This window comes from Streptococcus sp. DTU_2020_1001019_1_SI_AUS_MUR_006 (assembly GCF_032340315.1).
Lineage (GTDB): Bacteria > Bacillota > Bacilli > Lactobacillales > Streptococcaceae > Streptococcus.
In genome coordinates, this window is the sequence record NZ_CP135436.1 from 1,632,641 (window position 1) to 1,645,125 (window position 12,485).

General features: G+C 33.6%; 16 protein-coding genes, 1 pseudogene and 1 other annotated feature. Of the genes and pseudogenes, 1 reads left to right on the plus strand and 16 read right to left on the minus strand.

Annotation, left to right across the window (positions count from 1 at the left end; translation table 11 throughout):
• Positions 1–119: 119 nt before the first annotated feature.
• The 16 genes and pseudogenes from RRU92_RS07880 to rplJ all read right to left on the minus strand — a co-directional run bounded on the left by RRU92_RS07880 (position 120) and on the right by rplJ (position 11,597).
• Positions 120–542 carry an SMI1/KNR4 family protein gene (locus RRU92_RS07880; RefSeq protein WP_315639254.1) on the minus strand — a complete coding sequence of 141 codons (423 nt, stop codon included), beginning with the start codon at positions 540–542 and terminating at the stop codon, positions 120–122.
• Between the two features lie 111 nt (positions 543–653).
• Complete coding sequence (locus RRU92_RS07885) at positions 654–1,040, minus strand: barstar family protein (protein WP_315639255.1); 387 nt, start codon at positions 1,038–1,040, stop codon at positions 654–656.
• 350 nt (positions 1,041–1,390) lie between these two features.
• Complete coding sequence (locus RRU92_RS07890; protein ID WP_315639256.1) at positions 1,391–2,143, minus strand: hypothetical protein; 753 nt, start codon at positions 2,141–2,143, stop codon at positions 1,391–1,393.
• A gap of 244 nt (positions 2,144–2,387) precedes the next feature.
• Positions 2,388–3,083 carry a hypothetical protein gene (locus RRU92_RS07895; protein ID WP_315639257.1) on the minus strand — a complete coding sequence of 232 codons (696 nt, stop codon included), beginning with the start codon at positions 3,081–3,083 and terminating at the stop codon, positions 2,388–2,390.
• 468 nt (positions 3,084–3,551) lie between these two features.
• Positions 3,552–3,656: pseudogene (locus RRU92_RS10345) on the minus strand (DUF6881 domain-containing protein); the annotation flags it as partial.
• A 41-nt stretch (positions 3,657–3,697) separates the two neighbouring features.
• Complete coding sequence (locus RRU92_RS07900; protein ID WP_060956102.1) at positions 3,698–3,988, minus strand: DUF6881 domain-containing protein; 291 nt, start codon at positions 3,986–3,988, stop codon at positions 3,698–3,700.
• 121 nt (positions 3,989–4,109) lie between these two features.
• Positions 4,110–4,715: an immunity 26/phosphotriesterase HocA family protein gene (locus RRU92_RS07905; protein WP_315639258.1), complete on the minus strand. Its 606-nt coding sequence runs from the start codon at positions 4,713–4,715 to the stop codon at positions 4,110–4,112.
• On the minus strand, positions 4,672–5,085 hold the full coding sequence (locus RRU92_RS10350; RefSeq protein WP_410530775.1) for an RHS repeat-associated core domain-containing protein: 414 nt from the start codon (positions 5,083–5,085) through the stop codon (positions 4,672–4,674). The genes RRU92_RS07905 and RRU92_RS10350 overlap by 44 nt, the downstream gene beginning before the upstream one ends.
• Positions 5,086–5,123: 38 nt before the next feature.
• Complete coding sequence (locus RRU92_RS07910) at positions 5,124–5,729, minus strand: immunity 26/phosphotriesterase HocA family protein (protein WP_315639259.1); 606 nt, start codon at positions 5,727–5,729, stop codon at positions 5,124–5,126.
• A 57-nt stretch (positions 5,730–5,786) separates the two neighbouring features.
• Positions 5,787–6,101, minus strand: coding sequence for an RHS repeat-associated core domain-containing protein (locus tag RRU92_RS07915; RefSeq protein WP_315639260.1), 315 nt, complete (start codon positions 6,099–6,101; stop codon positions 5,787–5,789).
• Between the two features lie 5 nt (positions 6,102–6,106).
• Positions 6,107–6,769, minus strand: a complete 663-nt coding sequence (locus RRU92_RS07920) for a hypothetical protein (RefSeq protein ID WP_315639261.1) — start codon at positions 6,767–6,769, stop codon at positions 6,107–6,109.
• A 166-nt stretch (positions 6,770–6,935) separates the two neighbouring features.
• Entirely contained in the window at positions 6,936–7,589 is a 654-nt protein-coding gene (locus tag RRU92_RS07925) for a hypothetical protein (protein ID WP_315639262.1), read from the minus strand.
• Positions 7,590–8,561: 972 nt separating this feature from the next.
• Positions 8,562–9,206, minus strand: coding sequence for an Imm26 family immunity protein (locus tag RRU92_RS07930; RefSeq protein ID WP_315639263.1), 645 nt, complete (start codon positions 9,204–9,206; stop codon positions 8,562–8,564).
• Between the two features lie 804 nt (positions 9,207–10,010).
• The gene (locus RRU92_RS07935; protein WP_315639264.1) at positions 10,011–10,334 is read right to left on the minus strand and encodes a DUF2185 domain-containing protein; all 324 of its coding nucleotides are present in this window, start codon (positions 10,332–10,334) and stop codon (positions 10,011–10,013) included.
• Between the two features lie 323 nt (positions 10,335–10,657).
• Positions 10,658–11,023 (minus strand): 50S ribosomal protein L7/L12, encoded by a 366-nt coding sequence (gene rplL, locus RRU92_RS07940; protein WP_001196968.1) that lies wholly within the window; start codon positions 11,021–11,023, stop codon positions 10,658–10,660.
• Positions 11,024–11,096: 73 nt separating this feature from the next.
• Positions 11,097–11,597 carry a 50S ribosomal protein L10 gene (gene rplJ / locus RRU92_RS07945; protein ID WP_001287269.1) on the minus strand — a complete coding sequence of 167 codons (501 nt, stop codon included), beginning with the start codon at positions 11,595–11,597 and terminating at the stop codon, positions 11,097–11,099.
• Between the two features lie 38 nt (positions 11,598–11,635).
• Positions 11,636–11,771: a sequence feature (ribosomal protein L10 leader region), on the minus strand.
• A 175-nt stretch (positions 11,772–11,946) separates the two neighbouring features.
• Between rplJ and RRU92_RS07950 the strand changes: the two genes are divergently transcribed.
• Positions 11,947–12,474: an ECF transporter S component gene (locus RRU92_RS07950; protein ID WP_049530477.1), complete on the plus strand. Its 528-nt coding sequence runs from the start codon at positions 11,947–11,949 to the stop codon at positions 12,472–12,474.
• Positions 12,475–12,485 lie beyond the last annotated feature (11 nt).

The window sequence follows — 12,485 nt, forward strand, 5'->3', positions numbered from 1 at the left end:
GTCTAATAGTTACCACATCATCTACATAGCCAAAACAAAATCTTATCGACTGATGTTTTTTAGAATTCCTATCTATCATTACTGAGCATAATCCCTACTTTTTTAGCTCAATAGATTCACTAGCCGTCTATTCTTTTTATGAGAAATTCAATAAAATCGCTAGCATAGTATTCTCCATCTCTAAAAACTGCTAACTCATCGGTCAAACTTTCCTGTTTTTGAAAATAAAACATGCCATCTTCCCCTTCACAGATGACTAATTGTTCAGAATTACTAAACCCTTCTTCTCGGTTCAGTTCATTTATGTATACGATATCCCCGCCTACAACTCTATCAAAATCTAATCCATAGATACTGAATATTTCTTCTCCATAAATTTCTCCACCCATATAGTTTTTTAGCCACCATTTATAGCTTTCAGGAAAAATAAAATGTAATCTTTCCTCAGCTTTTGTAATCCATTCATCAGAAATCCCCTCTCCAAATGGTCCAAAGCCCACACCATCAGTAGAAGCAATCTTCTTTTTTAATTCATCAATCATAATCCACCTTTATTTATTAAAAATTTATAACTATTAGTATTTGTCCAACCTGTCTAGCTATTATCTTCCTCACAGAAATGCTTGTATTTATATCATATCAAACAATTAGTATTAATCTAGCAGATATACATTGAATGTTTTTCTTTTTCCATCAACTATGTATCTTTCAACATCTTCTTCCCACCATGAAACTGTATCAGATAATATTTCTAAAAATATATTTTTAGACCTTTCATCCTTGATAAAAAGATCTCTTGAATTGTTTATAAAAATATTAATCCTCTCTGGATGTATATAATTAGAACGCTGGAGTCGATCAGATAATGCATCCCAATTACCATCTTGGAGATCATCAATATTAAAACTTTTGGCTAATATCTCTATCGCATCTCTTTCACTTTGTACTTTTTTTCCATCAATATTTAGATTGAAATCATTCAAGCACTTAACCATTAAATAGTTTTTCTCTAACTTTGTTATTCTTCTATAAACATTCACTTAAAGTTCCCCTTCATAAACTGTTTAAAAATTTTTTCAAATTCATACTAGTATCACTTTTTATCCAGCACTTCGCAACTCTAGTAGTTCTTGTTTGCCTTTCTCCATTTCCATTCAAGCATTACTTTATACATTTTTGGGCATAATCTAATGGTTTACTTTTGATAAACGAAAGAGGCCTTTAGGAATCGATTAGCTATTCTTCAACTCTTACTACAACCTTGATATGCTTATTAATATGTATATCGATAAAGTTTTTGGCTGTTAGGATTTGTTGGGGTATTGGATGAATTTTCTAAAGTAGGCAAGTCCTTTACTAGGATCACCACTCTTTTACAATTTTTACAGTCTTAAGTAGCGCTCTCATAAACTAATAAATAGGCATTGTAATTCAAAGTATTTATAACCTTATAACTCGATAAAATAGATTGGGCAAGCCCCATAAATCCACCATTTAAAACTTGATAAACAAAATGATTTTCGGGATGAATAGTAGCTATATCTAACTCATATTCCGATTCAATTGAACGTAAATCCAGTCCTTCATCAATCAATCTAAAAGCAACATAATCGTCACATTTTATAAGTTTATCACTGATTTTCAAATAGAGTTCACCATCATTGATTAAACTAGCTTCTACATAATATAAACCTTCCTCGATGTTTTCTACTTCACTTATTTTCAAGGGGACGCCCGATATTTTTTGCAGTTCAATAGCTGTTTTTTCAAATTTAAATGTCAAGGAAACATTTATGAGTATTTCCATCATGCCTTTATTAGAAAGGAAAACATAATGATTAAAATCATCAGCTGACCATATACCACAAGATCGATAACTAACTTCTTTCGATAATTTACTATCAAAAACTTGGTAGATTCCACAGCCATCAAGTTCATATTCTTTATTATATAGTTCGCTATACTTTTTACTAACAAACGATAGATACTTAATATAATTAACTGATAAATTGAATGTCTGGGTTCCATCAAATATCTGAACGATATCTGCCTCTTGAGTTTCATGAGCAATCTGAAAAGAAAAATCCAAGTGCTCTGAAGAAATCTTATCCGTAAATAACTTTATTACTCTACACACTTTCATACCTCAATATCTCATTTTTATATCTCAATCGTCAATTTTGCTATTTTATCTGATGCTTTAAAACCTAAATCAGTTCTCTGACTATCATAATAGCTTGTGCATCAATTGTCAAGTTCAGCTTTCTCTCAAACTTATTCTATCTGAGCTATAAGTAAACTTTATATGACACCATAAGTAAAAAAATCTCCTGAAGAATAAATTCCTCAAGAGATTTTAGATTGATTTAACTCATAATCCTATGTCATCAAAAATCTAAACCGATAATTATCCATTCATCTACATAATCCCAAAAAGGTATCGGATATTCTGGCAACTCATCCTTTGACCAAAATACACCTCCTTCATCTATTGGTTTAGACAAGTCTAATACGAGATACGTTCCCATACCATTGCTAAAAAAATTGTAATAACTGGAAATGTCATTTGTTAACTGTTCCTCAAATTCCCAATCATAATCAGCTATTGGTTCAATCATATCTAGATCGTCTAAGCCCATGCTTTTACTGGTAAAATCATTAAAACCTGCATGAATATGTGTATAGAAATCACGGATACTTCCGTCAAGTTCTAGTTTGGACTGATTAAAGTGATCTGTAAACTCTTGGTCCGAAATCGGCATTTTGCCCTCATAAAAAACCAAGCTATTGCTTTGATACGTTCTAATCGAATAAAGCAATGAGTAATTGTTTCCAATTTTGATAAGATCTATATCTTCTGAAAATTCCTCTAGATATGAGATTGTATTGCTGAGTTCCTCAGCTAGATATTTTTTCCATTCTCCTAGGATGATTTGTTTTCTTTTAGAAAAATCTGATGTTTGAAACGCATCCCGCCAATATTGTGGAATAGGATGATTGGACAGATTTTCAAAATTAGATAAAATCTCGACCATCTCTCCAGATGGCACATATTTCTTTAAAAAATTTAATTTTTTATTCATAAACTACCTCCAATTTATTTATCATAGATAAAGTTATCTATCATGCTCTGAAGTTTCCTTTCTAAGATTACTTCTTTTCTTATCAAATCCCTCCAAAGTAACAAATTTTTTCTTTGGGAATATATGATCAGATTCTATTTTCTTAGTAATGACATTTCCTGGTATTGTAAAATCATTCATCGGCAGACCAATCCCTTTATTGACTCTCATTCAAAGATCTGATATGGAGGAGCATTATCTCTAAATTCTATATTCTGCAGCAGATAATTTATTTTTCCAATATCGTGCTTTAGATATTAAAGTACACGATTAACCGCAAACATTTAGAAATTTTCTACTGTCATTGGTAGATGCTTCGTCATCGCAATATCAGCCTAAGGAGCTTCAACTATTTGAATATTACTACTCCACTACTGACCATTACCCGACAGTCTCACTCTCATAATCACACATATATATCAAAGCGTTCTATGGAGTTCTATTATCAAAATATTTGGCACTTCCATTCCGAAATATTTCAATTCTTCTAGTATCGTATCTATGATTATCAATTTCAGAATAAATCCAAACAGGATAATCATCATCATGTTACCAATAAGTTCGATAGTATTCCATTATTGGCCCCCCGTCTGATTTTTATCATTAAAAAGTTGTAATGTTTTTTCAAAATCATTTTTTGAAATTTCTATTACGGTAATTTCCTCACTATCGTTGATAGATTCTAAATCTTCATCGGTAGGAAATTCACCCAACTCAAAGGGAGTATTAGCATCATAATAACTAATTTTTCCATCTAAAAAAATTTCTAGTTTTCTAATCTCATACCCCTGATTATCAACTTCTGAAAATATCCATGTTGCATATTCAAGAGATGACTGCTCCCAATAAGTTCTATAATATTTCATTAGCTTCCTCCTAATTTTCACCATAATTTACAATACGATTTGTTATATCAAGAGAAGATTCATTAGGCGAATGGATTCCCTGTCGTGTCTGTAGTTTTTAATGATTATCGCAAAGTTCAAGCTACTCAGTTTCTTCTAATAAGGAAGGATTAATAATTAATTCTCTTTCAATTGCCATTCCGATTCCACTGATGGTTGTTATTCCATGTATCCCTAATATTTTAGGCTCTTTATCCAATAATTCCCCAGTCTCTTTACAGAAAAAGTTACCTTTAAAATGAATACTATAGAATCCAAAATCCAGCTTTTTCTCTTCCTCTGTTAAGGGAATATTAGCGATAGTATGGAAATATCCTTTTTTCCAATATGCATCATCTACAATAGCAGGTGGAATTAACAAGTTAGAATAATCTGGCTTGTATTTATCAATATTTTTTTCATGAGTATTCCCTTTAAAGATAAATACAACATGTTTCCCTTCCACAAAAGTATCCCGAACTTTTCTAACTATATTAGAAACCAGCACTTTACCATAAAAGTAGATTCCCTCCCTAGGAGACACAAGAAATACATCTCCCACTTTTGGAATTGACCTACTTTTTTTAATCACTTTTAGTTGATGAGTAGCTGCCTTTGTATCATAAAAGTTCTCTAACTCCTTCTGAATTTCTACATTTAAACTCTCAAAACGTTCTTTTCTTCTTAAAGCTATTAGATTTGTATTCATTATTAATTTCCTCCATTAAGATATTTTCACCATTCCATTCATTAGAGACCGCCTTTTTAACATAGTTCCAACCTTTTTTGATACTGTTCCAGAAGTGCACACTCGGGTCTGTGTAGTTGACGGGGGTGTTCTGCACATAGCTGTAACGGTTCTGGCTGAGAGGTTCTGTGTTCTCACCTGGGTAACCATCCTCAGTTAAGAAAGTACCTCCCTGACTATCATAATAGCTTGCTCGTAAATAGTCAAGTCCAATATCATCACGATCCTTGCCGTTATAGGCAAATGGCTGAGCTGTTAGGTCTGTGCTTGTCTTTCTTGTCCCAGAGAAGTTATAGCCGATGGTGATAGTATAAAACTCTCGATGAAAAATTTCTTCGAGAGTTTTTAATGATTATCGCAAAGTTCAAACTACTCAGTTTCTTCTAATAAGGAAGGATTAATAATTAATTCTCTTTCAATGTCCCATCCTATTCCACTGATAGTCGTTATTCCATGCATCCCTAATAATTTAGGCTCTTTATCCAATAATTCTCCAGTCTCTTTACAAAAAAAGTTACCTTTACAATGAAGTTTATAAAAGCCAAAATCCAGATTTTTCTCTTCCTCTGTTAAGGGAATATTAGCGATAGTATGGAAATATCCTTTTTTCCAATATGCATCACCTACAATAGCAGGTGAAATTAACAAGTTAGAATAATCTGGCTTGTATTTATCAATATTTTTTTCATGAGTAATTCCTTTAAAGATAAATACAACATGTTTTCCTTCCACAAAAGAATCCGGAACTTTTCTAACTATATTAGCAACCAGCACTTTACCATAAAAGTAGATTCCCTCCCTAGGAGACACAAGAAATACATCTCCCACTTTTGGAATTGACCTACTTTTTTTAATCACTTTTAGTTGATGAGTAGCTGCCTTTGTATCATAAAAGTTCTCTAACTCCTTCTGAATTTCTAAATTTAAACTCTCAAAACGTTTTTTTCTTCTTAAAGCTATTAGATTTGTATTCATTATTAATTTCCTCCATTAAGATATTTTTCACCATTCCATGCATTAGAGGCTGTCTTTTTAACATAGTTCCAGCTTTTTTGATACTGTTCCAGAAGTGCCCACTCGGAACAGTGTAGTTGACGGGGTTGTTCTGCACATAACTGTAACGGTTCTGGCTGAGAAGGGATCTGTGTCCTCATATGAGTAACTATCCTCAGTTAAGAAAGTACCTCCCTGACTATCATAATATCTTGCTCGTAAATAGTCAAGTCCAGTATCATCACAATCCTCGCCGTTATAGGCAAACGGCTGAGCTGTTGGGTCTGTGCTTGTCTTTCTTGCCCCAGAGAGATTATAGCTGATTGATGCGACGGCTTTTCCATCCTTGGTCAAACCTGTCACAGATCCCGACTGTTTTCCAAGTAGTTGTAGCTGTCACCTGTTTGGTTGTTGAGGTAGCTAGCTCGATCTTTGCCATAACTATAGTTCTCTCGTGCCTTGCCATCATGGTCATAGGTTTCAAGGACTTCTGTATGTTCACGATTGATATCATTGACATAGTTGCGTTCCTCGTAGTAGTTGTAGGTATCCTCTCGTGTGGTATAAGGGATGCGGACATCCTGAACCTGACTGGCATAGGTTACTTCTCCCTGTCCAGGTAGGTTCCCAAGTTCTGGTGGATTGACGGCTATTCCTTCCTTACTTGCTCGATCCTTAGCCACTTTCTGGTGATAGGCTGTCGACACATCGTCAAAGATGCTGTGCCAGATGCTTCCTACTGTCTGTGGTAGGGTGGATAGGGCTTGGAGGACATTCTGACTAAAGCCATACCAGAAGAGGGAGTTTTCTTCCCCACTTGGGGCTGTGTATGGCGACTTACGACCTGACTTGTCTCTACCTGCATGCGATACCTGATCCCCAGATTGAGCATCCTTGGCTTTGCCTTGGAAGAGCTGATAGGTGTTCTTGCCTTCCTTGCGACTAGCAGTGAAGACACGATTATCATCTCCGTCGTAAAGTGCAGCCATGAGAAGACCCTTCTTGTCCTTGATCGCAAGCAAGCGGTTCTCTGTATCGTAGATGTAGTCTAGCTTTTCTGAGTTCTTCTCAAAAGAGATATTTATATCAACATAGTCAGCTAGTAGTAAACTTTATAGTGCACCATAAGTAAAATCTCCTGAAGAAATTCTTCAAGAGATTTATTAATGTTAATTAACACATTATTTACTAATCCACATAAATGCACATGCTTTCTAATAATCCCTTAGCTTCCTTTAAGCCCTCTAATCCATATTTAGATAAGATTTCTACATCATCAGCCAGTCTGATATCTTGTTGCGGATTAGACAATTTTTCTTTGAATAACTTTACAACTAAATTCAACTCCGCGGTATTCATATCATAGTAATTTTTCCAATGCTCTAAACCAATTTCAAAAGAAGAGAGTTGAGGAATCAAAATATCTCCACCGTTAGAGAATATATCCTTCCAACTATCATTAGATTCTAACTCATTCCCGTTATTCCAGAAACTAGCTGTAATAACTGGCAGAATCTCTCCATTCCTTTCATCCAATAGATATTGCAAGGTCTCTTCCTCAGCCAATCGAAAATTTTGAACTGGACAATTTTCAAAATAGTATGTATAAGGAAGGAAATATCTTAAACGTTCACTATTATCAGACCGAATAGCACATACACAAACATCATTTTGAAACGTAACAGTTCCTCGACTGCCAAAACCATCCTGAACGGAATAACTAGTCCCGTCCCAAGAGTGCTCAAAAGATAGTTCTGGAAATTTGGCGGACATAACTGCGCAAGAAATACTTGCTAAATAACATCCTTCATATAAAGTCTTTACATTTACATCATAAGACATCTCAATCACCTCCTGAATCATCATCAGATTTCATTCTATTCTCAAATCTAGGAAAAAACTGTGCATTAGCATAGCTATTAGAACCACATTTGGTTTTAGGAATAACATGATCTACTTGCCACTCGTTGTGTTTACCAGCTTTTTGAGGTTTATATAAAATTTCTACAGGTAAGTCTGAACGAACTACTCCGCCATTTCTTACCCTATTCTCTTTTATAATGAATTCCTTTTGAGTCGCATCACTTATTGTTTCACCTACTGTATCACTCCATTTTAGAATGAAATGTTAACTACTTTTAGTATTCTCTGAAAAGGTAACAACATTCTAATTTCCACTTTTAATAATTCTAAGATACTCTTCACCGTCTTTTGTACTACTTATTCAGTCAGTAATCCTTTTTTAAAATATATAATATTTCTCAAATCATTTGTCCACTCCACTATTTCATCATTACTCCATGTAATAAACAATATGATGTGAGATATTTAAAAATTAGTTGATACATTGTTCTTCACGTCAAGTCCCTAATTCGGTTTTATAAAAAACAACTATTGGTTCTTCAGTATAATTAAAATTCCATCTGTATTTACGTAATGTGTAAAAAACAGCTCACAAAAAGTAGAAGCTAAAGAGTTTAACGAGACAGTGTCATTCCCACATAGTTTCGTCATTATATTTACTTATAAAAGAATAGATTACTTGTGGATTCATAAATAAATAAACAATCTGGTCATATAGATCTTTATTCATGACGAAATTCCCATCTAAAAAGTGTAACTCAATGGTTTCAGCATCCGTATTCATTTCTAAATCTTCAAATTTCTTCATATTACTTTTACGGAAGTAAGAATCTAAAAATTTTTTCCAATTATAACCATTCATGTAAATTCCAAAATGTACTTCAATATAATTTGAAATTTCTCTAACCAGTTTATCTCCAATATCTATCGTAATTATACCTTCATCATTTTTTATGAAACTATCAATTTTTTTGTAGACAGATTATCATTCTTTAATACAAAATTAGGAATGATAGATGGATTCATAATTAATGAACGGTTAATCTCAGCAGCTACTCCTGTAATTGTACAAAGTCCGTACATTCCTAAAATCTGAGGTTCATGTTCTAAACGCTCTCCACTTGAAGTATAAAATGAATCTCCTAAAGGATGAATCTTATAGAATCCTATCTCCAGTTTTTTCTCTTCTTCACTGAGAGGAGAATGTTTAATTACGTAAAAGTAACCTTTTTCCCAATATTGATTACTGACAATAAAAGGATCCGTCAACAATTCATGATAGTTAGGTTTAAATGTTTCTATATCCATAGTATTAAAACATGTTGAAAATATTACGACAACATGGCTTACACTCATCAGGCTATTGCTTGATTCAATGTTTGATTCCATAACTTTCCCCAAAAAATAATATCCTTTTTTGGGGGATAAAACAAACAGATCCCCTTCTTTAGGCAAATCATTACTAGGTTTTATTACTTGGAGTTGATAATCACTCGAATCAAGCTCTTCAAACTTTTTTAATTTTCTTTGTACTTCTTTTGGAAGACTATTAATTTTTTTATCTCTTCTTTCTTTTATCAAATTATTAAAAATCATAGTCTCCTCCTATTTATTATTTTGAGCCCACATAATAGCCTCATCATGAAATTTATTTTTTGACTAATGCTGTTGATCTTATTCAATTTATTTGAGTTACCAATTGGATTTTCTATTAACACTCCATTGAAATCAAAGTACATTTTTTGGTGACAGGCTACTTAATAAATATCCTAATCCAGTTATTAACTTAGAAATTACCAACTAATCAATGAATCTTACAGTATTTTAGGAAAGTAAAGAAAGAATTTCTAACAAAGAACTAGAATATATTTGTTGTCAAAGTAAACATTTCTGCTCTTTTTAATTTTAAATGAGTTTTAGTTATGAACTCGGAGATTAGTTTAAGCAGAAAAGTTACCATTTTGGGATACCTTTACTTCAATGCTAAAGAACATAATCATTGGAAACTAAGAGCTATAAGAAGGACCATTGAAACTCTATTTTAAAATTGTGTTGTTCCTTTTATGTCAAAAAAACACTGGCTAGTGGCTTTGTAGATTTGCAATTGGGATTGGAAAAATTATACTTGTTTTTCTTTAAGATTAACTATCATCACAACTCTAATTTTTATATTCCAATCATCATTCCTGCTAATTATCTGATGTTTTAATATTTAAAACCGTTCTCTGACTATCATAATAGCTTGTGCTTCAATTGTCAAGTTCAGCTTTCTCTCAAACTTATCCTTTAGTAGGAATATTTCTCAGATATGGTTAGACCAAATCTATATAGAATTTATTTTCGCTTCATAGCACTCATGATTCTATGAAATCGTAAGTAGATGAAGTCAGCTTCAATACCCTAGTAAGATAATTTTTGACCACTACTTGAATCTATGAAATACTTCTTCTCACCTTCGTAAATAAGTATGAGTTCTGTTCCAATAGGCATGTTAAAAATTGATAATACTGCTGGTTCTATTTCAACAATTGTACTCCAGTCACATATCGACATATTTTCAGCATGTGATAGATATTCTTCTGTATCTATTTCGGATAAAAAACGCCATCCGTTATCTAACTCATTAACACTGTTCTCACGTAATATCCATTTTATATTGGCCTTATTTTTTAAAATATTATTAGATACTATTGAAGCACCTAATCCCATTCCTTTATTACTCACATTTATAACCTCTATTTATGTTAGCTAGTTCTTAACTTGAATCAGACAAGACAAACTACTCAAATCTATTACCTTTATATCGTGGATTGAAATAAGATGTGAACAAAGAGATTAGGATAGTCAAATTGATTTCTTAGAATCCATAGCGTACTATTCTAAATTCAATCCACTATACAAAACGGTACACTGTGAATTTTAAAAAATGCTAGAAATTGACTCAACTGCTCTGGTAAATTTGTTCATATTCTATTTCATTTCACTATATATCCCAACCAATAAAAAAACCGAAGCCTAAGCTTCGGTCGTTTTTCATGGAAACTCTATTATTTAAGAGTAACTGAAGCTCCAGCTTCTTCCAATTTAGCTTTGATTTCTTCAGCTTCTGCAGCTGCAACGCCTTCTTTGATGACACCTGGTGCACCATCAACAAGTTCTTTAGCTTCTTTAAGACCAAGACCTGTGATTTCACGTACAACTTTGATAACGCCGACTTTCTTGTCGCCTGCAGCTGTCAATTCAACGTCAAATGAATCTTTAGCAGCTTCTTCAGCACCACCAGCAGCAGCTACAGCTACAGGAGCAGCTGCAGTTACACCAAATTCTTCTTCGATAGCTTTTACAAGGTCGTTCAATTCAAGGATTGAAGCTTCTTTAATTTCAGCAATAATGTTTTCAATGTTCAATGCCATTGTTATTTCCTCCAAATAAGTTTATATTTTATGTTTATATTTTTGTAGCTAGGCTACGCTGCGTAGCTTAAGATTAAGCTGCGTCTTCTTTGTTGTCTGCAACCGCTTTGACTGCAAGAGCAACGTTGCGCACTGGCGCTTGAAGTACAGAAAGGAGCATAGAAAGAAGTCCTTCGCGGTTTGGAAGAGTTGCAAGAGCAACGATTTCTTCTTTTGATGCGACAGCGCCTTCGATTGCACCACCTTTGATTTCAAGTGCGTCAGCGTTTTTAGCAAAGTCGTTCAAGATTTTCGCTGGAGCGATAACATCTTCGTTAGAAAATGCTACAGCAGATGGTCCAACAAATACAGATGCAAGTTCTGCAAGGCCAGCTTTTTCAGCTGCACGACGTAAGATTGAGTTTTTAATAACTTTATACTCAACTTCGCTTCCACGAAGCTCACGACGAAGAACTGTATCTTGTTCAACTGTCAAACCACGAGCGTCTACAACGACGATTGATGCAGCAGCTTTCATTTTTTCAGCTACTACGTCAACTAGTTCCGCTTTTTTAGCAATAATTGCTTCACTCATTAGTGTGTTCACCTCCGTAATTATTTTGCTTGGGGAATTTTTCCAAAAGAAAAACGCGCCCAAACCTAGACACGAAAGTACAATACGCTTCTTTTTACATGATACGTTTTGTCCTCGGTAGGATATTTATGAGTCGAGCTCCCCTACTGTCTTAGGCAGTTTTTTCAAACCGTATATAAGTATACCATACTACTTTGTTTAGTGCAAGAGTTTTTTTCTTATTTTTTAAAAAATTTATTTATTTTTTAACCTTATTTCAAGATAATCTCCTCAAAAATCAATTTTGCTTCTTGACTTGTTTGATTTTTTATTGTACTATACAACTGTATATACAGAAAAAGGAGTTATTATGAATACACAAAAGAAAACACAATTCATGACCTTGACCGCATTGCTAACAGCTATCGCTATTTTGATTCCTTTGGTGATGCCCTTTAAAATTGTCATTCCTCCCGCTTCCTACACTTTAGGAAGTCACGTTGCTATTTTTATCGCTATGTTTCTCTCGCCATGGATGGCTATCTTTGTTATTATAGCTTCTAGTTTAGGATTTCTCATGGCTGGGTATCCGATTGTTATCGTACTTCGTGCCTTTTCCCATATCTTTTTTGGAAGTCTGGGTGCTTTCTATCTTCAAAAACATCCTCAAACCTTGGACAATAAGAAATCTTCTTTGATTTTTAACTTTGTACTTGGTTTGGTTCATGCTATTGCTGAAGTTTTGGCTTGTGTGATTTTTTATGCTAGTACTGGAACTGACTTAAAAAATATGTTCTATGTCTTGTTTGTATTAGTTGGATTTGGTACTATTATTCATAGTATGGTAGACTATTACTTAGCCTTGGCTGTTTATAAAGCATTGAAAAAACGCCGTTAAGCGTTAAGAAA